The organism is Sphingobacterium haloxyli (genome assembly GCF_002980525.1).
GTDB classification, from domain to species: Bacteria; Bacteroidota; Bacteroidia; order Sphingobacteriales; family Sphingobacteriaceae; genus Sphingobacterium; species Sphingobacterium haloxyli.
This window is the reverse complement of record NZ_PVBQ01000007.1, coordinates 73,541-98,171: the sequence shown is the minus strand read 5'-3', so window position 1 is coordinate 98,171 and position 24,631 is coordinate 73,541. Positions and strand designations below refer to the sequence as shown.

At 42.5% G+C, this 24,631-nt stretch carries 23 protein-coding genes; 15 read left to right on the top strand and 8 right to left on the bottom strand.

The genetic code is table 11. The annotated features are described in order from the left end of the window. Positions 1–23 precede the first annotated feature (23 nt). The 3 genes from lptB to C5745_RS10715 are packed head-to-tail and all read left to right on the top strand — an operon-like array spanning position 24 to position 3,414. Positions 24–758, top strand: a complete 735-nt coding sequence (lptB, locus tag C5745_RS10725; RefSeq protein WP_105717006.1) for an LPS export ABC transporter ATP-binding protein — start codon at positions 24–26, stop codon at positions 756–758. A gap of 24 nt (positions 759–782) precedes the next feature. Continuing rightward, positions 783–2,297, top strand: a complete 1,515-nt coding sequence (locus tag C5745_RS10720; RefSeq protein ID WP_105717005.1) for a GH3 auxin-responsive promoter family protein — start codon at positions 783–785, stop codon at positions 2,295–2,297. A gap of 49 nt (positions 2,298–2,346) precedes the next feature. Then, complete coding sequence (locus C5745_RS10715) at positions 2,347–3,414, top strand: branched-chain amino acid aminotransferase (RefSeq protein WP_105717004.1); 1,068 nt, start codon at positions 2,347–2,349, stop codon at positions 3,412–3,414. Between the two features lie 29 nt (positions 3,415–3,443). Here the strand turns inward: C5745_RS10715 and miaA are convergent, their stop codons facing one another. The 4 genes from miaA to pdxA form a co-directional block, all read right to left on the bottom strand. Next, complete coding sequence (gene miaA / locus C5745_RS10710) at positions 3,444–4,343, bottom strand: tRNA (adenosine(37)-N6)-dimethylallyltransferase MiaA (RefSeq protein ID WP_105717003.1); 900 nt, start codon at positions 4,341–4,343, stop codon at positions 3,444–3,446. A gap of 65 nt (positions 4,344–4,408) precedes the next feature. Beyond that, positions 4,409–4,990, bottom strand: a complete 582-nt coding sequence (locus tag C5745_RS10705; RefSeq protein WP_105717002.1) for an IS1096 element passenger TnpR family protein — start codon at positions 4,988–4,990, stop codon at positions 4,409–4,411. A gap of 66 nt (positions 4,991–5,056) precedes the next feature. Continuing rightward, the gene (locus tag C5745_RS10700) at positions 5,057–6,475 is read right to left on the bottom strand and encodes a CCA tRNA nucleotidyltransferase (protein ID WP_105717001.1); all 1,419 of its coding nucleotides are present in this window, start codon (positions 6,473–6,475) and stop codon (positions 5,057–5,059) included. Positions 6,476–6,543: 68 nt separating this feature from the next. Then, the gene (pdxA, locus tag C5745_RS10695; protein ID WP_105717000.1) at positions 6,544–7,599 is read right to left on the bottom strand and encodes a 4-hydroxythreonine-4-phosphate dehydrogenase PdxA; all 1,056 of its coding nucleotides are present in this window, start codon (positions 7,597–7,599) and stop codon (positions 6,544–6,546) included. A gap of 128 nt (positions 7,600–7,727) precedes the next feature. Here pdxA and rsmA point away from each other — a divergent pair, with 128 nt between their 5' ends. From rsmA to C5745_RS10680, 3 genes are all read left to right on the top strand, one after another. Then, on the top strand, positions 7,728–8,522 hold the full coding sequence (rsmA, locus tag C5745_RS10690) for a 16S rRNA (adenine(1518)-N(6)/adenine(1519)-N(6))-dimethyltransferase RsmA (protein WP_105716999.1): 795 nt from the start codon (positions 7,728–7,730) through the stop codon (positions 8,520–8,522). Beyond that, positions 8,485–9,669 carry an FAD-dependent monooxygenase gene (locus C5745_RS10685; protein ID WP_243403313.1) on the top strand — a complete coding sequence of 395 codons (1,185 nt, stop codon included), beginning with the start codon at positions 8,485–8,487 and terminating at the stop codon, positions 9,667–9,669. The genes rsmA and C5745_RS10685 overlap by 38 nt, the downstream gene beginning before the upstream one ends. A gap of 73 nt (positions 9,670–9,742) precedes the next feature. Then, positions 9,743–10,672: an NAD(P)-dependent oxidoreductase gene (locus tag C5745_RS10680; RefSeq protein WP_105716997.1), complete on the top strand. Its 930-nt coding sequence runs from the start codon at positions 9,743–9,745 to the stop codon at positions 10,670–10,672. On the opposite strand, the gene C5745_RS10675 is transcribed toward C5745_RS10680, so the two are convergent. Next, positions 10,657–11,517 carry a UbiA prenyltransferase family protein gene (locus tag C5745_RS10675; RefSeq protein ID WP_105716996.1) on the bottom strand — a complete coding sequence of 287 codons (861 nt, stop codon included), beginning with the start codon at positions 11,515–11,517 and terminating at the stop codon, positions 10,657–10,659. The genes C5745_RS10680 and C5745_RS10675 overlap by 16 nt on opposite strands. 153 nt (positions 11,518–11,670) lie before the next feature. Here C5745_RS10675 and acs point away from each other — a divergent pair, with 153 nt between their 5' ends. From acs to mnhG, 8 genes are all read left to right on the top strand, one after another. Continuing rightward, complete coding sequence (acs, locus tag C5745_RS10670) at positions 11,671–13,590, top strand: acetate--CoA ligase (protein ID WP_105716995.1); 1,920 nt, start codon at positions 11,671–11,673, stop codon at positions 13,588–13,590. 169 nt (positions 13,591–13,759) lie between these two features. Then, positions 13,760–16,069, top strand: coding sequence for a putative monovalent cation/H+ antiporter subunit A (locus tag C5745_RS10665; RefSeq protein ID WP_105716994.1), 2,310 nt, complete (start codon positions 13,760–13,762; stop codon positions 16,067–16,069). A 67-nt stretch (positions 16,070–16,136) separates the two neighbouring features. Then, complete coding sequence (locus C5745_RS10660) at positions 16,137–16,547, top strand: Na+/H+ antiporter subunit B (protein WP_105716993.1); 411 nt, start codon at positions 16,137–16,139, stop codon at positions 16,545–16,547. Position 16,548: 1 nt separating this feature from the next. Continuing rightward, positions 16,549–16,905: a Na+/H+ antiporter subunit C gene (locus C5745_RS10655; RefSeq protein WP_105716992.1), complete on the top strand. Its 357-nt coding sequence runs from the start codon at positions 16,549–16,551 to the stop codon at positions 16,903–16,905. Next, entirely contained in the window at positions 16,902–18,413 is a 1,512-nt protein-coding gene (locus C5745_RS10650; protein WP_105716991.1) for a proton-conducting transporter transmembrane domain-containing protein, read from the top strand. The genes C5745_RS10655 and C5745_RS10650 overlap by 4 nt, the downstream gene beginning before the upstream one ends. A gap of 3 nt (positions 18,414–18,416) precedes the next feature. Beyond that, positions 18,417–18,893, top strand: coding sequence for a Na+/H+ antiporter subunit E (locus tag C5745_RS10645; protein WP_105716990.1), 477 nt, complete (start codon positions 18,417–18,419; stop codon positions 18,891–18,893). Beyond that, positions 18,890–19,162: a monovalent cation/H+ antiporter complex subunit F gene (locus tag C5745_RS10640; RefSeq protein WP_105716989.1), complete on the top strand. Its 273-nt coding sequence runs from the start codon at positions 18,890–18,892 to the stop codon at positions 19,160–19,162. Before C5745_RS10645 ends, C5745_RS10640 begins: the two co-directional genes overlap by 4 nt. Continuing rightward, the gene (gene mnhG / locus C5745_RS10635) at positions 19,159–19,581 is read left to right on the top strand and encodes a monovalent cation/H(+) antiporter subunit G (protein WP_105716988.1); all 423 of its coding nucleotides are present in this window, start codon (positions 19,159–19,161) and stop codon (positions 19,579–19,581) included. The genes C5745_RS10640 and mnhG overlap by 4 nt, the downstream gene beginning before the upstream one ends. A gap of 22 nt (positions 19,582–19,603) precedes the next feature. Here mnhG and C5745_RS10630 read toward each other — a convergent pair whose 3' ends face one another. Then, a complete protein-coding gene (locus tag C5745_RS10630; RefSeq protein ID WP_207795781.1) occupies positions 19,604–20,671 on the bottom strand; it encodes a lactonase family protein in 1,068 nt (355 codons plus the stop codon). Between the two features lie 226 nt (positions 20,672–20,897). On the opposite strand from C5745_RS10630, the gene C5745_RS10625 reads away from it, so the two are divergent. Next, entirely contained in the window at positions 20,898–22,283 is a 1,386-nt protein-coding gene (locus tag C5745_RS10625) for a peptidylprolyl isomerase (RefSeq protein ID WP_317046844.1), read from the top strand. Here C5745_RS10625 and C5745_RS10620 read toward each other — a convergent pair. Both C5745_RS10620 and cysS read right to left on the bottom strand, forming a co-directional pair. Next, on the bottom strand, positions 22,255–23,124 hold the full coding sequence (locus C5745_RS10620) for a DUF4440 domain-containing protein (RefSeq protein ID WP_105716986.1): 870 nt from the start codon (positions 23,122–23,124) through the stop codon (positions 22,255–22,257). The genes C5745_RS10625 and C5745_RS10620 overlap by 29 nt on opposite strands. Positions 23,125–23,148: 24 nt before the next feature. After that, positions 23,149–24,621, bottom strand: a complete 1,473-nt coding sequence (cysS, locus tag C5745_RS10615) for a cysteine--tRNA ligase (protein ID WP_105716985.1) — start codon at positions 24,619–24,621, stop codon at positions 23,149–23,151. Between the last annotated feature and the right edge of the window lie 10 nt (positions 24,622–24,631).

Here is a 24,631-nt window from a genome sequence, read left to right as displayed (position 1 = left end):
TGTATAAAACGGCTAAGTAGTAGATGATTTTAAAGGCAGAACATTTAATCAAAAAATATAAGCAACGAACAGTTGTTAATGATGTGTCTTTTCATGTCGAACAAGGCGAAATTGTCGGATTGTTGGGCCCAAATGGTGCTGGAAAAACAACTTCGTTTTACATGATTGTGGGGTTGATAAAACCAAACGATGGTCATGTTTTTCTCGACGACCAGGAAATTACACAAGATGCTATGTTTCAGCGTGCGCAAAAAGGAATCGGGTATCTAGCGCAAGAAGCATCAGTATTCCGAAAGCTATCCGTGGAAAATAACATCCTTGCCGTCTTAGAAATACATTATAAGAATAAAGAAGAACGTTTGGAGAAACTGGAAGAGCTATTAACAGAATTTAGTTTACACAGAGTCCGTAAGAACCGGGGTGACCTTCTATCAGGAGGAGAAAGACGCCGGACAGAAATTGCGCGGGCATTAGCAGCGAATCCACATTTTATCCTGTTGGATGAACCTTTTGCCGGTGTAGACCCAATCGCGGTAGAAGAGATCCAAACAATCGTCTCAAAACTCAAACGGAAAAACATTGGTGTACTGATTACCGACCACAATGTACAAGAGACATTATCTATCACCGATAGAGCTTATCTGTTGACCGAGGGAAAAATTATGTTGACGGGTACTCCCGAAGAAATCGCGGATAATGAATTAGCTCGTAAATTTTATTTAGGGCGTCATTTTGAGTTGAGAAGGAAAAAACTATAAACTAGCGAACAGGACCCTTTAAACATGGTATTATTGAATTCTCTCTTCACATGGATTATGAAAAAGCGCATTCATCAGATTGAGCTTTTCATGAAATATCCCCATGACGTACAGGAAGAGTGGTTTCAAAGTCTGATTTCGACGGCGGAAGCTACCGAGTGGGGAAAAAAATACGGTTACAACAGTATTCTAACACCAGAGGAATATAAAGAACGTGTTCCTATCCAAGACTACGATGATATTAAAGGTTACGTGGATCGCATGATCAAAGGAGAGCAAAATCTGGTGTGGCCTTCGGACATCAAATGGTTTGCCAAATCATCGGGTACGACATCGGATCGCTCTAAATTCATACCTGTAAGTATGGAAGCTCTAGAAGACTGCCATTATCAGGGAGGGAAAGACATGCTCTCTATTTATTGCCACAATAAACCAGAAAATAAAGTATTTACAGGTAAATCTGTCGTTATCGGAGGTTCCTCCCAAATCAATAATTTCAGTCCGGATTCTTATTACGGCGATTTGTCTTCCATTCTTATTCGCAATCTCCCATTCTGGGCAGAGTTTAAACGCACACCCAATTTGGAAGTGACCCTAAATCCAAATTTTGAAGAAAAGATCGAACAAATTGCGCAAATCACCATTAAGGAAAATGTCACCAGCCTAGCGGGCGTTCCAACTTGGAATATTGTCATGGCAAAACGAATCTTGGAAATTACTGGAAAAAGCAACCTTTTGGAAGTATGGCCTAACCTAGAATTTTATGGACATGGAGGGGTAAGCTTCAAGCCGTATCGTGATCTATTTAAGCAATTGATTCCATCGGATAGCATGTATTACCTCGAAAACTACAACGCTTCTGAGGGGTATTTCGGATTGCAGGACCAATCAGATTCCGAGGATCTCTTGCTCATGCTAGACTACGGTATCTATTATGAGTTCCTCCCGATGGAACATGTTCTTGAAGAGCACCCTAAAACCCTGCGCTTAGACGAAGTAGAAGTTGGAAAGAATTATGCGTTAATTATATCGACGAATGCAGGTCTATGGCGTTATAAGATTGGAGATACGATCAAATTTACCTCTTTGTCACCCTACCGCTTTCAAATATCCGGACGCACAAAACACTATATTAATACCTTTGGAGAAGAACTTATTGTAGATAATGCGGAACACGCACTGCAAATGGCTTGTCGAGCAACGGATGCTATTATCCGAGACTATACCGCGGGTCCTGTTTATTTCAGCGACGGGGAGGCCGGTGCGCATGAATGGATTATCGAATTTGAGAAACAGCCGGCCGATTTTCAAAAGTTCTGCTATACATTAGATGGTACGCTACGGGAAATCAATTCCGACTACGACGCCAAGCGCTTCAACGATTTAGCATTAGCCTGTCCTATTGTTCACCGCGCGGAAAAAGACACTTTTTATAAATGGATGAAAAGCCGTGGAAAACTTGGTGGCCAAAATAAGGTTCCGCGCCTCGCTAATGAAAGAACCTATCTGGATGCCTTATTGAAAATAATGAATGCTTAATTATATTCATACTTTTTTCCTAAATTGCACGCATTAAAATTTTAATGTGATGAGCGATACGAATACCTATTCCATTCGCGTAGAGCCGACAAAAGAATCAAGACTCTCGCAAGTAGATTTCAGTAATTTGAAGTTTGGTGCTATCATGTCTGACCACATGCTAGTTGCTACGTATGATGACGGAGCGTGGCAAGATGTGGCTGTCGTCCCCTATGGAGACTTTACGGTCAATCCGTCGATGTCGGCCTTGCATTACGGTCAAGCTATTTTTGAAGGAATTAAGGGTTATAAATTTGCCGACGGAACAGTGAGCATATTCCGTCCGGATAAAAATTGGGAACGCTTCAACAAATCTGCAAAACGTCTTCAAATGCCCGAAGTTCCGGAAGAAATTTTTATGGACGGTCTGGAAACGTTATTGGATGTAGATCGTGAGTGGGTACCATCTCTTGAAGGTACATCGCTATATATCCGTCCGTTCATGTTTGCAACGGAAGCGGCATTAGGTGTTCACCCTTCCAAGTCCTATACTTTTGCCGTTATTACCTGTCCAGTGGGCGCCTATTACAGCAAGCCTATTAGTTTAAAGGTCGAAACGCATTATACACGTGCGGCAGAAGGTGGAGTTGGGTTTTCGAAAAATGCGGGAAATTATGCACTCTCCTTGTACCCTACCCAATTGGCAAACGACGAAGGCTATGACCAAATCATGTGGACTGATGCCAATGAGCATAAATACGTGGAAGAAGCTGGTACAGCCAATTTGATTTTTCGTATCGGTAATACAATAATTACGCCACACGGTGATACGATCTTACACGGTGTTACCCGTCGCACGATTATGGAGCTTGCCGAAAAATGGGGCTACAAAGCAGAGCAGCGTAAGGTCTCCGTACAAGAATTAGTTGAGGGCATCAAAGAAGGGAAAGTCTCCGAAGCTTTCGCAGCTGGAACCGCCGCAACAGTCACCCATATTTCCAAAATTGGTTACGAAGGACAAGATTACGAATTACCACCTGTAGAGGGGCGAGAGTTTTCCAATAAAGTATTGGATTATCTAAATCAACTTCGTTACGGTAAAATCGACGATCCGTTTGGATGGAATTTTATTGTATAATTGTCTTTTTTGGCGTAGGGGCTACGCTCCTACGCTAAAAAAGATAAAATTCCTTTCAAGTCTTCCGAATCAAACCACACAGTATCTCCGTATTTTTTGAACCAGGTAATCTGTCTTTTTGCATAACGTCGGGAGTTCTGCTTAATGCGGTGAATCGCTTCTTCCAGTGTAATTTTCCCATCAATAAAATCAAATACCTCCGCGTAGCCAACCGTCAACAACGCTGGCTTGTTCCGATGGGATAATAACGAGCGTACTTCATTCACCAACCCCTTTTCTATCATCATGTCCACACGTAAGTTTATACGGTCGTATAGTTTTTGCCGTTCCATATTTAACCCGATAGTTACAATCTCAAACGGACGCAATGCTACTTCTCGCACACGATAGGATGAAAAGGGTCGACCCGTCGCTTCGTACACTTCCAATGCACGGATAACGCGTTGCGGGTTTTGTATATCCGCATGGTAATAATAATCGGGGTCGACTTCTTTAAGTTTTTGCTGCAATGATTCTAGCCCCTTCCGTTCAAAAAGATCGTTCAAACGTTCACGTATAACAGCGGGGGCTTTGGGTAGATTATCCAAACCTTCACACACCGCACGCACAAAGAGCCCCGATCCGCCTACCATCACGACAACATCATGCTTTTCAAACAAGGAATTCAGTAGGTATAAAGCATCTCGTTCGAAATCACCCGCTGAATATTCTTCCTCAATCGTATGTGAATCAATAAAGTGATGCTTTACTGTAGCGAGCTCAGTTGCATCAGGCTTGGCCGTTCCGATGGACATTTCTTTATAAAACTGTCTGGAATCCGCCGAGACGACCTCCGTTTTGAAATGTTTTGCCAACGCAATGCCCATAGCAGTTTTTCCCACCGCAGTAGGCCCAACCACTACAATTAATCGCTTTTTATTACTTTTCATCTCATAAAAAAAGAATACCCTAAGCGTGCACTTAAGGTATCCAAGCTATCTAAATGTTATAAAACCTAATATCCGTCTTCAACTCCACCAGTCCCTTTTTCTTCTTCTCCTTCTTCTTCACCGTCAAATAAGTCAAAATCTTCATCTTCGTCAACTCCATATTCCGTTTCATCTGCCGGTACGTCCTCTTCCTCGTCGTCCTCGTCTTCTACTCCTGGTACCGGGAAATTCGCAGCGGCAACTTGCTTAGGCACTGTTCCAACTGCTTTGAATATGAGCGGATATTCTTTACCATCCTCCTCTTTTAAAATTTTAATAAGCTCGACATGAAAGTCATAAGGGCGGTCAAAATTATAAATATAATAAAATTTTTGGTGCGGATCATCGATAAACTTACTCAGGCGAATACCTTCCATTGCCAGCACGCCGTTACTTCGCTTTCTTTCCGTAGGAAGAAAAGCAATCTCCGTACCCTTCTTCCATTGGTCATTACTAACATAAAAGGAAGAAGAAACATCTGGATTGTAGCCGGTGGCGTTATGGATAGCATGATGCAATTCTAAAAATGTAGCTTTCGAAGGCATATCTATTTCTCGATATACGTCCTCATAGTCCTCAAAAGTTACCCGAAATCTGTAAATAGCCATTCTTGATCGTATCGTTTAGTTTATCGTTTCTATACAAAGGTTAAAATTACAATAATTTTTAAAAAATTAAAGAACCGTATTCGTTTTGCCTGATAAACCCATCTGCTTTCCTTTTTTTATGATGAAAGCTAATGCTTCCTCACGAGAATTAGGAATTTCCCCTTCCAAGATAGCCTCTCTCATGGCATTTTTGATTGTACCAACGACACGTCCCGGACCAATTCCAAAAAGTGCCATTATATCCTCTCCAGATACAGGAGGTTGCCAATTCCGAATCCTATCTCGCTCTTCTACGTCCTTTAGTTTCTGCTTTACCAGTTCAAAATTATTTCGGTATTTTTTTTTCTTAAACTCGTTCTTCGTTGTCACGTCAGCATGGCACAAAAGCATCAACGCATCAATATCATCCCCTGCTTCATACAGCAGCCGACGCACTGCAGAGTCCGTTACAATATCTTGTGCCAGCACAATGGGCCGCAGGTGTAATTGTACCAGTTTTTGGACGAACTTCATTTTATCATGGAGCGGGAGTTTTAATTCCGCAAAAAGCTTCGGCACCATCCTGGCACCACGATCTTCATGGCCATGAAAGGTCCACCCTATCCTTTTATCATATCGTTTCGTCGCGGGCTTTGCTATATCATGCATAATCGCCGCCCAGCGCAGCCATAAATCGGCTGACATGGCTGCAACATTGTCAAGCACCTCCAATGTGTGGTAAAAGTTGTCTTTATGTCCACGTCCATCTATTATATCGACTCCATATAAATTATACATAGCAGGAAAAATAATCTTCAACAACCCTGTATCGAATAGATATCGGAAACCGACAGACGGTTTAGCTGCCATAACGATTTTATTGAGTTCATCTATAATCCGCTCTTTGGAGATAATTTTAATACGCTCCACATTTTCTGCTATAGCTTGAATTGCTTTCACATCAATTTTAAAATTAAGCTGTGTGGCGAAACGAATAGCGCGCATCATCCGCAAAGGATCATCAGAAAACGTAATGTTTGGATCGAGTGGAGTCCGAATAATACGGTTTTGAATATCTTCGACTCCTCCAAATGGATCTACAAGCTCGCCAAAACGGTCAGCGTTCAAACAATATGCCATAGCATTAATTGTAAAATCCCTGCGGTTCTGATCATCTTCAAGTGTACCGTCCTCCACAACGGGTTTTCTGGAATTGGAACGATAAGATTCTTTACGAGCACCTACGAACTCTAAATTGACACCGTCATGCACCAGCATCGCTGTTCCAAAACTCTTGTAGACCGCAACCTTAGTATGCAAAACGTCACCAAGCTTAGAAGCAAAGTCGATCCCACTTCCGATTACAACCAAATCCACGTCGTTTTTAAAAGATCGTTTCATGATACAATCACGGACATATCCGCCTACCACATAGCATTCGACTTGTTCTGTATCCGCTAAATCTCTGATTATTTGAAAAATAGGATGTTGTAAATTTTCTCGCATAGCTTCTTCTCTAGGCTCAACGCCTACAGACGGCAAAAATACAGATTATTTCGTACAAACTGCCCTTGCTAATCCCTATCTTTTGATAGGCGACGGAACGGCAGCGGATTGGCAGCAAGCTCTTCTTGCTCCCGACGACGTTTCACGATATGGACGGCAGAAAAAATGGCTTCCAAGAATGATTCATGTGACGCCAAGTTTTTTCCGGCGATATCATAGCCTGTTCCATGATCTGGAGATGTTCGGACGATAGGTAATCCTGCCGTATAATTTACGCCTTTACGAGAAGCAATATGTTTAAACGGTATCAAGCCCTGGTCATGATACATGGCTAAAACACCATCATATTTGGTATACGTATCGCTTGCAAAAAAACCGTCAGCAGGATAAGGTCCGAAACAGAAAATACCTTCTTCCTTCGCTTTTTGGATAGTCGGCGCAATAATCTCTTCATCTTCCGTACCGATTAATCCATTATCTCCCGCGTGGGGATTTAGTCCCAATACTGCTATTTTAGGTTTTTCAATCCAAAAGTCCTTCTTAAGGCTTTCGTTCATCATACGTAGTTTCTGTAAGATAGCATCTGCTGTTATTACACCCGCGATCTCCTTGACAGGAATATGTCCGGTGACAACCCCTATACGAAGCTCATCAGCAATCATAAACATTAAGACATCAGATGCCTCTACCTTAGATTGAAGATATTCGGTATGTCCCGGAAAATGAAAGCCATCTTGTTGTATATTGTGTTTATTGATAGGAGCAGTAACCAAAGCGTCCAGTTTACCATTACGGAGATCATCTGCAGCTCTCTCCAAAGAAAGAAAAGCATACCGCCCTCCGATTTCGTTCTGCTCGCCGAGTGTAATCTTTACGTCTTCCTGCCAACAGTTAATCATATTGGCGCGCTTAGGATTTGCCTGATCTGGGTGATGGATTACATTGAAACTGAAATCCTGGATGCCAATCGCTTTTCGGTGAAATGAAGCAACTTTGGTATTCCCGTACACAACCGGTGTAAAGTACTCCAACACCCGATTATCCATCAACGATTTTATAATCACTTCTAATCCGATGCCGTTTACATCACCTATGGTAATACCTATTTTTAGTTTTTCACTCATTGTCCGAAAGCTTTGAATCAAAATTACAAAATTCGGCGTAAATAAAAAGCTTTCTTGCCGTTGTTTTGAGCCACAATGAAAATTGCATAATAATGTTTAGTTTTGCTGTCTAACATCCCACACAACAAATGAATACCGTACGTGCAAAGAAACACTTAGGACAACACTTTCTAAACGACAAGAACGCTGCACAGAAGATTGTGGAAGCCCTTGAACCTGCATTGGGATTTAAGCAAGTGTTGGAAGTCGGGCCCGGTATGGGCGTGCTATCCGATTTTTTACTTCAAAAAGAGGACTACGAAACCTGGCTGATTGATGTAGACGATGAATCCATCACGTTTCTTGCGGACAACTATCCGCAATTAGACAACAGGCTTATTCACGGTGATTTTCTCACACTAGATTTCAGTCAATATTTCGAAAATAAGCTGGCAGTTATTGGTAATTTCCCTTATAATATCTCTTCACAGATTCTATTTAAGATTTTAGAAGAGCGCGGGCGTGTGGTACAAATGGTCGGGATGTTTCAAAAAGAGGTCGCTGAACGTTGCGTGGCAAAACCGGGGAGTAAAGCATACGGCATCCTCAGTGTGTTCCTGCAGGCATATTATGATGTGGAATATCTCTTTACGGTTAAAGCTGGGGCGTTTAATCCGCCTCCCAAAGTACTTTCTGGCGTTATTAAAATAACAAGGAACGCCTGTGATACGCTTGATTGTGACGAAAAATTATTTTGGCGTGTCGTAAAAGCTGCTTTCAACCAGAGGCGCAAAACATTACGAAACGCCTTATCTGCCGTTGTTCCAAAAGACAGGATGAGCGACAATCCCTTGTATGAGCTCCGGGCGGAGCGGTTGTCGGTCGAAGATTTTGTCGTTTTAACAGATGAAATTGCCAATGCGATACACCAAAACGATAAATAGTGAGTTTGCTATCGTCGGCGGTGGTATTGCGGGGCTGGCAATGGCTATAGCTTTTCAACAAATCAACAAAGACTTCGTGCTTTTCGAGCAAGCAAAAGAACTAAAAGGAATAGGCGCAGGATTTGGTCTAGCAGCAAACGCTATGCGTGCTTTAGATTTACTTGGCCTGAGAAATGAAATAGAACAAATAGGTTATTATCTAGACAGCTACAATATTTTAGATGATAAAGGTCGGCTTTTGGTATCTCCCCACACCCATACTATTAGTGAAAGATATAAACAACGAAATTTTGCCATTCATCGTGCGGATTTGCACTTTTTCCTGCTATCTAAGATCAAAAATCAAAAACTACAACTGAGTAAAAAAGCTATCCGATTAGAGCAACATGCAGATGCTGTTACCCTATTTTTTGAAGACGGCACGCAGCATACATCTCGGTTCTTAATTATAGCTGACGGTGTGAAGTCCCCACTTCGCCAACAACTCATACCATCATCCAAGCCTCGTTATTCGGGATATACCTGCTGGCGCGCGACCATTGACAATACCGAGATAATATTAGATAAGGGAACAGAAACGTGGGGGAAATTAGGGAGATTTGGAATGACTCCTTTAACCAATAACCGCATCTATTGGTATGCATGTATAAATACTACGCCTAATAATCCAATCTATAGAGGTTATAAAGTCAACGATTTATTAAGGCGTTTCCAGTCCTACCACGAGCCTATTCCTGCTATTTTAGCACAGACCAAAGATAGTGAACTGATTTGGAATGACATTACGGATATCAAACCACTTAAACATCTGACTTATGATAATATCCTCTTTATTGGCGATGCGGGGCACGCTACTACACCCAATATGGGACAAGGAGCCTGTCAGGCTTTAGAGGACGTTGCTGTCCTATTAGATGAATTAAAACTGGAAAAGAATATAAGGGAAGCTTTCTCTTCGTTTGAAAAAAGGAGATTGTCTCGGACAAAATACATCACGGATACTTCCAAGCGAATTGGTGAAATAGCGCAGTGGGATAGTCCCGTGTTCATCACGATACGTAATGTGCTGATGAAATTTATGCCTGCCAGATTAGCTCAAAAGAACCTGAACAAATTATTATCTGTAGATTTTATGAAATATCCATAGCTCATCGAAGATAATCTGGATATCCCATATGGTCTTTAAAGATCAATTTATTTACATATGAAACATTAGCCAAATGAACATTCTTATTGTAGACGACATACATCACATACTATTAGAGAAACTGGATCGAGCAGGAATCGCATACGATTACCAGCCGAGTTTCGACAAAGCGGACGCCGAAGCTGTCATTGAACAATTTGCTGGACTGATCATTCGTTCCAAATTTCAAGTCGACGAATCTTTTCTTAACCTCGCCGCCAACCTACAGTTTATTGCCCGTCCGGGAGCGGGGATGGACAATATCGACGAAGACTATGCCACCTCTAAAGGTATTTGTCTCTTTTCGGCGAATGAAGGAAATAAGGACGCCCTCGGTGAACACATGATCGGCATGCTGTTAAGCTTAATGAATAACCTACACCGTGGTCACCGGGAGGTATGTACCGGACAGTGGTGCCGAGAAGAAAATCGAGGATATGAACTAAAAGGACGAACCGTAGCATTGATCGGATATGGTCATAATGGACAAGCAATGGCGAAAAAACTTTCGGGTTTCGAGGTTAACATAATTGCCTATGATAAATACAAAACTGGCTTTTCCGATGCCTATGCCATAGAAGTTTCCATGGAAGAAGTTGTGCGCCAAGCGGATGTGTTGAGTTTTCATATTCCACTGACACGTGAAACCAGAGGCATGGTAGACGATGAATACCTTTTTCATTTCCGCAAACCCATCTTTTTTCTGATGGGCGCTAGGGGAGCTATAGCCAACATCCCCTCGGTCTTAAAATACCTGGATAAGGGCAGAATTTTAGGGGCGGCATTTGATGTATTGCCTACCGAAAAATTTCCGGCGCTCAGCGAAACAGATTGGTATGCCGACCTTGCTTCCCGAGACAACGTACTGTTAAGTCCACATGTAGCCGGATGGACATTTGAAAGTTACTATAAACTGTCAGATATTATCGCGGATAAAATTATAGGATTTTATACAAGTAAATAAACAATTAAAAACTGTGCTATTAACGCAAAGTCCAACAAGAAGGCATAATGATAGCGGTTCGCATTTTGAAACACAACCTGTTTGAGGACCACTGCAATTAATAGATTCGTTATCAATATTCCGATTTGTACGTTCAATTGGATAGCTGATAATAGCACAATAATGCTATGGGTAATTAAAAGAGCATAACACAATAGAATGGCCCTATTTGCACCGAGCATATTGGGAATCGTTTTTAAATGGTAATAGGAATCTTGTTGAATATCCCTGATATCAAAAGGTAACGTGCAAACAAGCAAGAAAAGAAACTTCAGCACAAAAAGCCGCTGGAATAGATGCAGATCAACCGTGAGTCCATCGAGATGCATTTCCAAAGCAGGCAAACAGACAGAGCTTAATGTCCAGATCAACGCAATATGAAATATCTTCATCCCGGGTAACTGACGAAACCCTACCCATTCCCCATTATATCGTACTATCGGAACAGAATATGCGACGCTCATACCCCCTATCCCCACCAAGAAGAGTAAACTATATAAATGAATATGACAAGCAGCATATATCAGTATAATCAATCCTATTACGCTATTTAACCATAATAACCATTCATTTCTGAATAGCCAGCGTGTACGTCTATATACTGATTTTTGCGGATTCTGGGGTTTAGACAACAACATACTAAAATTATATAAAAGTAAGGTTGCAGCCCCCTCTATCATCATGATCGGATAATCAAATAGCGCTTCAAAGAACAAATAGGTAAGCGCAGATTGTGCTATTGCCGCACCCGCGATAAGCAGGTTAGTGTAGATCAGGAAATAATATACGCGCTTTAATAGCCTCATCGCACATAAAAATACGAATACTTGGCGGTAAAAAAATTGATATTAATGGCAAAAAAAGCTAAATTAGTGTTTGCATATCCAATACAGACAGTTTTCAATAAATAAATGTCTGCATCGGATAAAAGTTAATCATTAAATTTTGCATCTAAGAATATGAACCTACAAATTAAGAGTTTTGAGGAGTACGAAGAGGCGTATAAACATAGCGTCGAAAACCCGGAAGCATTTTGGGGAGAAATTGCAGAAAACTTCTTTTGGAAGCGGAAATGGACAAATGTATTAAACTGGAACTTTACGGAGCCTAACATAAAATGGTTTGAAGGCGGGAAACTGAACATTACCGAAAACTGCTTAGATCGGCATATTTATAAACTAGGGGACAAACCCGCCATCATATGGGAGCCTAACGATCCGAACGAGGCGCATCGTATCCTGACCTATAAACAACTTTTAGCAAAGGTAGAAACTTTCGCTAACGTACTGAAGAATAACAACGTTGTCAAAGGCGACCGCGTATGCATATACCTGCCGATGGTTCCTGAGCTGGTGATCGCCGTATTAGCCTGTGCTCGCATCGGCGCCATCCATTCGGTTGTATTTGGAGGCTTCTCAGCACGTTCCATCGCAGACCGTATTAACGATGCAGCTTGTAAATTAGTCGTTACTTCAGATGGCGGGTTTCGCGCAGGAAAAGTGCTAGAGTTAAAATCTATTGTAGATGATGCGCTTATGCAATGTGATTCTGTGGAACGGGTCATTGTGTTGACACGCACACGTACGCCGATTTCCATGATAAAAGGTCGTGATGTATGGTGGGAAGACGAAATTAAAAAAGTGGAAACCCAAGGAAACCCTCCATGTCCTGCCGAAGAAATGGATGCGGAAGACCCCCTATTTGTACTCTACACATCGGGCTCGACCGGCAAGCCCAAGGGTGTGGTACATACGACAGGCGGATATATGGTTTATACCGGATATACTTTCTCTAATGTATTTCAATACCAACCAGACGAAGTGTATTTCTGTACAGCCGACATCGGATGGATTACAGGACACAGCTATATTGTATATGGCCCATTAACACAAGGCGCTACGTCGCTAATGTTCGAAGGAACACCGACCTACCCTGACGCCGGTCGTCTTTGGGACATTGTAGATAAGTATAAGGTGAACATTCTATACACCGCCCCTACAGCAATACGTTCGCTAATGGCGTTTGGAGACGAGTACCTGAAGGGTAAAGATTTAAGCAGTATTAAAAAATTGGGATCTGTAGGAGAGCCTATTAACGAAGAAGCATGGCACTGGTTCAATAAAAAAATTGGAAAAGAGAAAGCACCTATTACAGACACTTGGTGGCAAACAGAAAACGGTGGTATCTTGATCGCTCCGATAGCAGGTATATCACCAACTGTTCCGGGATACGCCATGCTACCGCTACCCGGTGTGCAACCTTGTTTGATGGATGAAGATGGTAAAGAGATAGAGGGCAATGACGTATCCGGTAACCTCTGTATTAAGTTTCCTTGGCCAGGCATGCTGCGTACGACTTGGGGCGATCACGAGCGCTGTCGTCAGACCTATTTTTCTACGTACGAAAACAAATATTTCACGGGTGACGGTTGTTACAGAAGTCCTGAAGGGTATTATAAAATTACGGGACGTGTGGATGATGTATTAAACGTTTCTGGACATCGTATCGGCACCGCGGAGGTGGAGAATGCCATTAACATGCACGCTGACGTCGTGGAATCCGCTATTGTTGGTTATCCACATCCGGTTAAAGGACAAGGTATCTATGCGTATGTCATTGTTGCAAACCATCATATCGATGCCGAAAGTACGCGTAAGGATATTTTACAAACCATTACACGTTTGATCGGCGCGATTGCAAAACCGGATATTATTCAGTTTGTAGTGGATCTACCGAAAACACGTTCGGGAAAAATTATGCGCCGTATTTTACGCAAAATTGCGGAAGGCGAAATCGATAATTTGGGCGACACTTCTACCCTTCAAGATCCCACAGTGGTTGAGGCGATCATCAAAGGAGCAGAAGAAATGAAGAAATAGCGTGACAGCAAATAAGTATTATTAATTAAAAAGCCTCTCGAAAGAACGAGGGGCTTTCTTCTTTATCCTGATAATGGATGTTTAGACGCTAATATCAAAAAACAACGCTGCAAATTGCGAATTTTTTGTAATTTTATAACGTTCCAACATTGTTTAAACAAAAGACTGCATGCTATTTACTGTTTTAACAGGGTTAATAACATCGAGCCTTCTCGTTCCTTTCGGCAAGCTTATTAAAACGAAATGGAGTATTGTACTCCCGTTTATACCCGTAATACTCTTTCTATTCTATTTATGGCATGTGCCTGTCATAGCAAATGGGACGAACGTCATCCAGCATCTTACTTGGGTTCCCAGCTTAGGCGTGAACTTCGACTTCCGTTTAGATGGATTATCGTTGCTTTTTGCATTATTGATTACAGGCATTGGAGCGGGCATCTTCTTTTATGCCCGCAGCTACCTAAAAGGGCATATCTACTTCGATCGTTTTTTCGCTTATTTGCTCTTATTCATGAGCGCAATGCTAGGCGTTGTATTATCAGATAATATCCTAACATTATTTGTTTTCTGGGAACTGACCAGTATCAGTTCGTTTTTTCTTATTGGTTTCAATAATGACAGCAAAGCATCCCGAAACAGCGCGTTGATGGCATTGAGTATTACCGGAATGGGGGGGTTCTTCTTGTTAGCGGGTTTGATATTAGTCGGTAACATTGCAGGGACATTCGTTATCAGCGAGTTATTTGCATACCACGATCAACTGGTTAGTCATCCGCTATACCCCCTAATTGTCGGGCTCATATGCATAGGTGCCTTTACTAAGTCGGCGCAATTTCCATTTCATTTTTGGCTACCCGGTGCCATGAAAGCGCCGACGCCGGTATCCGCCTACCTCCATTCGGCAACGATGGTAAAAGCGGGAATTTACTTGCTGGCGCGTTTCACCCCGATACTTGGTGACACCGAATTATGGAAGATCACACTCATGGTCGTTGGAGGTTTTACGATGATTTTCGCTGCTGTCCATTCCCTATTCCGAACGGATCTAAAGGGAATTCTGGCCTATTCCACGGTTTCTGCGTTAGGCATCTTAACTTTTTTGCTAGGTATTGGTACAACGGACGCAATCATTGCCGTCAGCGTCTTTATTTTAGTACATGCACTATACAAAGCCACGCTGTTCATGGTGACGGGGATAATTGATCATGAAACACACACGCGCGATATCACCAAACTGAAAGGGCTGCGTAAGGTGATGATGCCTGTTTTTATAGCGGCCTTATTGGCGGCACTATCCAGCGCGGGAGTACCGTCCACTTTCGGCTTCATTGGAAAGGACTTGATCTACGAAGCAACGTTAAACTTTAGAGAAAGTTGGACTATCTGGTTAACCGCCCTTGCTGTTCTTACGAATATAGGATTGGTAACAGCTGGTTTCCGGGCGGGTATAAAACCCTTTTCTGGAAAATTACCGGAAATGTTTCAGGAAGCCAGCCTTCCGAACCACTCTATGTGGATTCCGCCACTTATCTTGGCGGTTTTGGGCATATTGTTCGGCCTGTTTCCAGGCGTCGTCGGCAATTACGTCACCCACCAAACGGCAGACGCAATTGCTGGTGGAGAAACAGATATGCACCTCCAATTATGGCATGGGTTTAACACCGTTCTTACCTTAAGCGGCGCTACGCTAGCTGCAGGAATTGCTTTATATTTTGCCAACAACCCTACTGAAGAAAAATTACTTGCCCTGGAACGCTTTAATATCATTTCGTCGCAACACCTTTTCCGTCAACTTGGGAAGGGGATCCGACGAGCGTCCAGTTGGTATACGAACAAGATCCACAATGGCTATCTCCGCTCCTATCACTTCAAGATAATCCTTTTTGCGGAACTTTTATTAGGATATAAACTCTGGCTAGGCGGACCTATCCAAATTGACTATGCCAATTTAACCCCCTTGTCCTGGTATGAGTTTGGTATTGTAGCCATCTTAATGGGTGCGTTGTATATTATCGTGACCACGAAATCCCGCTTGACCGCCGTTGTCTCCACGAGCGTTATCGGATATTGCCTCTGTTTAATGTTTGTCTTCTATAGCGCCCCCGACCTCGCGATGACGCAGTTTACGATTGATACGTTAACGACGGTATTGTTCGTACTCGTTTTGTATAAGCTCCCTCCCTTCATCAATTTCATGAACCGGGGCGTGGTTATCCGGGATGCAGTCGTAGCGCTGGGCTTCGGCATCATCATTTCTATGATTGTGCTACGCGTACTTTACGAGCCTGTCACGACCGACATCAGTGATTTTTACGGTGAGAATGCATATATATTGGCGAAGGGTAAAAATGTCGTCAACGTGATATTAGTAGATTTTCGAGGGCTAGACACCATGTTTGAGACCGTTGTGTTAGCGGTCGCGGCATTGGGGGTTTATAGTTTAATCAAGTTACGTTTAAAATCCTCGGAGAAAGAGTAGGAGGCCCCGAGTTAAGAGATTTAATACGGCACTCCGGGTGCTTAGGTTATAAAATAGGAGAAAAAAAATGAAGAGTATAATATTACAAACAGCTACGCGGTATTTACTACCCATCCTATTGTTGTTTTCGTTTTTCTTACTCCTCCGTGGTCATTATTACCCCGGAGGCGGTTTTGTAGGTGGATTAGTCGCATCCATTGCATTTGTCTTGCACAGCTTCGCCAATGGCACAGAGAGTACGATGAAAATCCTTGGATACAAACCACTTTCATTGATCCCAATCGGATTAGCAACCTCGACGGTAAGCGTTACGGTTCCCTTATTGTTTGGCCTTCCGCCTATGACTGGACTATGGTTTGAAGAACCTATACCAGTTATTGGGATGATTGGTTCCGCGCTGTTCTTCGATATCGGGGTATATTTGGTGGTCATAGGCGTCGTATTAACTATTCTGTTTACCATTGCTCTAAACGATTGACATGGAATTATTATTGGTTTTGGTATTAGGTCTACTGTATGCTGCGGGTATATATCTTGTTCTTCGTAGGAGTATGGTGAGGTTATTATTAGGCATTATGTTGTTAAGTAACGGGGCTAATGTTTTAATTTTCGTGATCGGAAATATTACGAAAGGGAGCCCCCCGGTAATCGGTAGTATGGAAAAAGTTTTTCAGGAGGTATACGCCGATCCTATTCCACAAGCATTAATACTCACCGCCATTGTGATTAGTTTTGGTTTAACTTCTTTTGCTATTGTGCTGTTAAAGCGCGTTTACGCATTAGTAGATTCAGACGATCTGGACGATTTAAATACACCTGAAGAAGAAGACATATGATAGACAACCATATTTTAGCACCTATTTTTGTACAGCTGTTTACAGCAATCATTCAGCTCATATGCTGGCGAAAGACGGTCACCCAACGTTACCTCAGCGTGGGAGGAAGTTTGATCGGGCTTATGGTTGCCTTTCGTCTTTTTGGACGCGTGCAGGAAAGTGGCATACTCACCATGAACGCGGCAAACTGGGACGCTCCCTTCGGGATTGTTTTTGTGGCCGATATGCTAAGCGTGACCTTGGTCCTGCTTACATCAATCGCTTGCTTCGCGGTATCCCTTTTTTCGTCGGTTGGGCTTAGCAGACAACGGATGCTTTATGGTTATTTCCCCATTTTTCATTTTCTTATCATGGGACTGCACGGTGCATTTCTGACAGGGGATATCTTCAACTTATATGTATATTTTGAGGTCATTATTATATCTTCCTTTGTGTTAATGACCCTAGGGGGTAGAAAAGCGCAGTTAGAAGGAGCAGTTAAATACATGGCGATGAATATTCTGGCGTCCATGTTCTTTCTAACCGGAATCGGCATGCTGTATGGGATTACCGGGTCGCTCAATATGGCAGATCTGTCTATTAGAATCCAGGAAGTACAAAATAAGGCACTAATAGGCATCACATCCTGCTTTTTCCTAATTGGTTTTGGCATTAAGTCTGCAGTATTTCCATTGTATTATTGGCTTCCCTCCTCCTATCATACTCCCCCCTCTGCTGTTGCTGCAACTTTTGGGGGACTGTTGACAAAAGTGGGAATTTATGCTATGCTGCGTGTATTTAGCCTGATCTTCGTCCCCGACGATTTCATCCGAACATTATTGATGGTCATCGCCGTATTCACTATTTTGACCGGAGCGCTCGGAGCATTGATCAAAACGAATATACGTCGCTTTTTCTCTTATCTTATTGTCTGCCATATAGGCTTTATGATGGGCGGCATCGCTATGTTCAGCAAGGTCGCCTTGATGGGCGCGGTATTCTATCTGATACACGACATAATGGTCAAAACCAATATGTTTTTAGTAGCCGGACTTATTCGTCAGCTTGGAGGCACAATGGATATGAGCAAACTGGGCGGATTATACCGCAACTATCCAAAAATATCACTTCTCATTGCCATCGTCTTATTCTCTTTGGTAGGCATACCGCCATTATCGGGATTCTGGCCAAAAGTATTTCTCTTCCAGGAAGCCTTCGCTCAGCATCAATATTTTTACGTGGCTGCGTTGATCATCGGAAGTTTTATAACGCTGTATGTTATTGCCAACATGTGGGTACAAGTATTTTGGAAAAATATCCCTCCGTCAGCGGAGACGGAGAATCTGTTTGCTCCTATGCCTCCCTACAAAAAAATCCTGATGGTACTGCCTATCGGACTAATGGCTCTTGTAACACTCTATATAGGATTAAATGCGGAAGCTATCGTAAAAATAGCAGATATAATATCGACACAGTTAATAGACCCCTCGGCATATATTGATGCTGTTTTGGGAAATAAAACGGATTAAGATATGATTAAGAATTTTTTAATGAACCTGCTGCTTGCCGGAATATGGATAGCACTTACCGGTTCACTGTTTTACACCAACTTTATATTTGGTTTTATGATCGGGTTCTTTATCCTCTGGGTTATGAACCGCAACGAAACGGATCAGCGGTATTTCTATCGGGTTCCGAAGATTATCGGTTTTGTTTTCTACTTTCTATACGGAATCCTGAAAGCGAACGTCCAAGTTGCATTTGATGTGATTACGCCGAAATATTTCTTCAAGCCGGGCATTGTCAGGTATCCAATGAGTGCCAAGACAGACTTCGAGATCAGCCTGCTCACGACCATGATTTCCCTTACGCCTGGCACACTCATCGTCGATATCAGTGATGACAAAAAGACAATTTATATCCATGTAATGTATCTAACAGACCCAGAAGCATTTGTCAGACAGACACAATCGGGTTTAGAGAGAAGACTATTAGCGATTTTAAGATGATTACACTAGAAGCCTATTTCGATTACGTTATCCTCCCGATATTATCTATCTCTGTCATGCTGGTATTTGTCCGGCTGTTCAGGGGTCCATCTTTGGTCGATCGTGTGATTGCGCTTGACTTGATCATCACAATCGGTATCGGGATTATAACCGTATATAGCATCCGTTCTAACCAGGAGGTTTTTTTGGATGTCGCTATTATTCTTGCCCTGATTGCCTTCTTAGGCACAGTGGCCTTCGCTTACTATATAGAAAAACAAAAAAAATGATTGATATTATATTAGCGTTCATAAGCACTGTTGGTGTACTTTCCATCCTATTCGCATCGATTGGAATAATGCGTATGCCAGACTTCTATTTGCGTCTGTCAGTAACAGTCAAAGCCTCTACTTTAGGAGTAGGCTTGCTGCTCATCTGTGCAGCAATCATGTTCCCCGATATGTCTGTAACGACCAAAGCCATTGCTATTATTTTCTTTCTGATTATTACCGCTCCAATTGGTGCTCACATGATCGGCAGAGCGGCTTATTTTACCGGAACACCACTTTGGAAAGGTACGATCATTGATGAGCTCGCCGGCAAGTACAACAAAGAAACACACGAACTGGAAAGCGATGGGAATGACACCGAAGGTGATAATAAAGATCAAGCACCTAACGTCGCTAAGACCGATGAAGAAACGGAATAGGGGTTAGGCCTTCGTTTCTGTATTAAAAAACAATACAAACGGGCGTTGATACTTCAATCTGTTTGCCTGTGTCCTTTAGCTCTCCAGTTTCTTGACTACGTTCAAAAATCGTAATATTATTTGTTTGCTGATTTGCAACGAGCAAAAAACGCCCATCAGGAGAAATATTGAAGTTCCGAGGTCCCTCCCCCCCTGTTGCATATACTTTTTTCCGTTCCAGCTTGCCCGAATTGTCTATTGCGAATAGCGTAATGGTATTAGCATCACCACGATTAGATGCATAGAGAAACTTTCCGTCAGCTGAACGCTTAATTTCCGCCGCGCCATTATCTCCCTCGAAACCATCTTCATTAATAGAAACGGTATCGACTAACGCCCAGTTTCCGTCAACATTTTCATAATGAGCAATCTTGGCTGCCATTTCCAATAGAACATACATGTTTTGTCCGTTCTCGTCAAATACCAAATGACGCGGTCCTCCTCCTGCCGGGGTTGATAGGTAACTTTCTTCCACCAGCCTATAATCATCATTCGTTTTATCTAACCGATAGATGGTGACCTTATCCGTACCGAGATTTTGTACATATACACGATGCTCATCCGGGCTAAAGAAAGCAGAGTGCACATGTGAGGCTTCTTGCCTTTCTTTGTTCGGCCCGGCTCCTTCTTGTTGGATATGCTGTATCTGCTCAATACCACCATTTTTATCGAGTCGGTATACCGACAAGGAACCTCCACCATAATTCGACACAACAGCAAGAGGGTGGCGCTTACTAACGGCAACGTGACACGGAGAAGCTCCGTCGGTAGGGATAGCGTCAACAAAAGACAAGGCATCCCCGTCAAAGGTAAAAGAGGACAGCGAGGCCGTAGTATCTCCTATCTCGTTAACAGCATATAACATATCTCCCTTTGCTGACCTCGCTAAAAAGGAAGGATGCTCACTAGCCGTCGACGAGTACATCGTTGCATCTCCGGTGTTCATGTCAAACATATACAGATAGATACCTTGACTGCCTGCATGGGTGTATGTACCGATAAACATGGGAATCTCCTGTGCTATCGAACATTGGACTAAACAACTTAACATAAATATCATTGCTGCTCTCATTATTATTGTGTTAATGAAGTATATCGCTAAATTACACATTTTAGCACGTGAAATACCCCCCTTTCATTTTTTAACATTTTTAACAAATTAACGAGCAAAGTTTTAGTACTTTTGACAACAAAGTATTTTACCAAGATTAGCCGAGAAGAAAATCGATACAAACTCGCTATTTATGGTAATTTTGTACTGCACAGAGGCAACGTTTATGATGAAGAAATATATAAGTTTACTGGGTATAGCAATCGCAACCATCTTTGGTTTGCAATCGGTGTATGGTCAAGGGAGATTAGTAGACCGTGTAGTCGCTACTGTGGGTTCCAGCATTATCCTGCAATCCGATGTAGAAATGCAGTATGCGCAAAACCTTGCTCAAGGAATGAAGCCGGATGACGATTTCAAATGCTATATACTCCAACAATTAGTTACACAAAAGCTGTTGTCCCAACAAGCTGCGATCGACTCTATCGAAGTGGCCGAAGCAGAGGTGGACGATAACCTGAACAGACGGATGCAGATGATGGTGAGACAAGCAGGCGGAAAAGAGCGGTTGGAGGAGTTTTTGAATCGTTCACTTCTGCAATATAAGGAAGAGATGCGTCCCAATATTGCCGAACAGCTTAAGGCACAAAGAATGCAACAGACCATCGTTTCTAAAATCGCCGTTACGCCCGCAGAAGTAAAACAATATTTTGAAAGCCTAGATCAGGATAGCCTTCCTTATTTTAACACGGAAGTGGAGATTGGTGAGATTGTTATCAAACCCGAATTAACAAAAGAAGAAAAAGAGCAATTTAGAAATAAAGCCGAGGGGTATAGGCAACAAGTTTTAAACGGCTCGGACTTTGGAACGGTGGCGCGCTTGTATTCGGAAGATGGTTCCGCTCCGTATGGTGGAGAGCTAGGTTTTGCCACTCGTGACAGCTATGTTAAAGAGTTTTCAGCGATGGCTTTCAAACTTAAAGAGGGAGAAGTTTCGCCTGTTTTCGAAACACAATTTGGCTTTCATTTCTTACAGGTCTTACAGCGGCGCGGCGAGGAAGTGAATGTACGTCATGTCCTTATAAAAAAGAAACCTACATCAGCCAGCTTGCAGCGCGCCAAGGCAAAAATCGACAGCATTTACGATAACGTAACCGAAGGGAAACTAACATTTCATTCGGCAGCAGTCCTGCATTCAGACAACAACGAGACTAAATTTTCTGGAGGGATGATTACCAATCAGGAAGACGGTTCTCCCCTAATCCAAATAGATCGACTGGACAAAGAGACATTTACCGCGATTGACCCATTGGGAGTGGGGCAATATTCTAAATCTTTCCTTTCTGCAGACCAGACAGGTGAACAGGTATATAAATTCATCTATCTCAAATCACGTATAGCACCGCATAAAGCAAATTTAGAGCAAGATTTTGCTAAGATACAAGAAGCAGCCAGTCAAGATAAAGTCAACAGAACACTTAGCGAATGGTTCGAACAACGCAAGGTGGGCACCTTTATTGACATCAAAGAAGATTTCCTAACATGTGACGAGCTGAAACTTTGGTTGAATAATACAGACGGCGTTATCGCTCAAACATCATTTCCATTATAACCCGCCACTGATAATCGTCTTTTAATTGCCAAACGCGGATATAGTTAAATTTAACGACTTTTTCTTTAGACCTCACGGTCGCTGTTCCAGAAGTGTAAGCATATTCTCCGCTATAAGCACGGCCAACACCAGATGGATCTGTTGTAATTTCGATTCTCTTTTTCTTTAGAAAAGCAAGTACATTTTTCTTACCTTCTATCTCTGTCGTCCATGGGTAGTAATAACGTACGTCATCTGCTAGAAATTCATTGAAGGCCGTTTCATTATTTGCTTTCAAAATCGTGGAAAACAATTCGTCACTTTGTGTTACTACTTCTTCTCTTTGTTGCAAACGAACCTTCGAGCGATGTTTTAGGTACCAGGAATCGTCAGGTTCGTAGTATACCAAATCCGATTTCGGCCCTTTTCCAAAATTCTCGACTTCCGCTCTTATGTGCACTTTCCAATTCCCCCTCTTATCACGACGCCACACCGTAAGATACTGTCCATATCTTTTAATCGCACCTACCTTTTGAAACTCCATCGGTCCAGATGTAATCCCCCAATCCAAACTTTTCGAAACCGACGCAAAATTTGGCTCCCAGGACATGATATCCGGAATATTCGGCCGATTATTCAAGTAATTTAATGCGTTTACCGGTGATGGAACATACAAGGTAGATTCTTTGTCCACGATAGACATAAACGCTTTGTGCGGATTCTCTCTTTTCGCAATACTAGAGGCCGTCCGGTCAGCCGTAATCAAGCTTCCCACTTTATCAGGTAACTGTGCTTGGCCATCAACGAATGCCATGCTGAATACTAACGTAACTATTAATGAGTAGATTTTTGTCAAGTTCATTTACACAATTTTGCCGTTTTACAATCAAATCTTATTCCAAAGCGTTCCATCCTTACTATCTTTTAGTTGAACGCCAATAGACTGGAGATCTTCACGGATGCGATCTGATGTCGTAAAATCCTTATTTTTCTTTGCTTCATCGCGCAGATTGATGATAATCTGCATCAAACCTTCTGTATCGTCGGTGTCGCCCGCTAGCGCATCATTCCTCAGCCCCAATATATCTACTACGAACACCTGCATAAACGATTTAAGCTCGTCCAGCGTCACTTGATCCATCGCCATCTTACCGTCGTATGCCGCATTGATAAAGCGGACTGCTTCAAACAATTCGGCGATGAGTACCGGTGTATTAAAATCGTCGTCCATCGCCTTATAGCATCGCTTTTTCAATAAGGAGAGATCAAATCCGCCGTTATTTTTATTCGATGGCTTTATCTTTTCTAACAATGTAATCGCACTCATCAAACGCTTATATCCCTTATCTGCAGCATCCAATGCCTCATTGGAAAAATCCAATGTGCTACGGTAATGTGCCTGCATCATGAAAAAACGAACGGACATAGGTGAATATCCTCGATCTAATAGGGGGTGATTGCCTGTAAACAGTTCATGAGGCAAAAAGCCATTTCCGGCAGATTTCGACATCCGTGCACCGTTCACGGTCAGCATGTTCGTATGCATCCAATATTTTGCAGGCTGGACGTGATGGCAGGCTTCCGATTGAGCTATTTCATTGGTGTGGTGTGTAGCGGCGAGATCCATTCCGCCACCGTGGATATCGAACTGAGCACCGAGATACTTGCTGCTCATTGCCGAACATTCGATGTGCCAGCCTGGGAAACCGACACTCCAAGGGGCCGGCCAACGCATAATATGTTCTGGTTTCGCCTTAATCCATAGGGCAAAATCCAAACGTCCGTTCTTTTCGTCCTGTCCACCCAATTCCCGTGTATTGTTTAGAAGGTCTTCCAGCTTCCGGTTAGTTAAAATCGTATAGTCATGTTCTTTTACATATTTCTCTACATCGAAATACACCGTACCGTTGACCTCATAAGCATAACCATTGTCGATAATGCGTTGCACCATCTCAATTTGCTCCAGGATATGTCCGGTTGCCGTCGGCTCGATGCTAGGTGGTAAGGTATTAAAAAGACGTAACACCTCGTGAAAACCTAGCGTATACTTCTGCACAATTTCCATAGGCTCCAACTGTTCCAATTTTGCCTTTTTGGAAAATTTATCATCTCCTTCATCCCTGTCACCTTCTAGATGCCCCGCATCCGTGATATTTCTTACGTATCTTACCTTATATCCTTGGTGTAGCAAGTAACGAAAGATCATGTCAAAAGACACAAATGTGCGGCAATTTCCTAAATGCACATCGCTATACACCGTCGGACCGCAAACATACATGCCTACGAAAGGCGGGTTAAGGGGTTCAAATTTTTCTTTTTTTCGGGTAAGGGTGTTATAAAGAACAAGATTAGGTTCCATAAAAATCTAT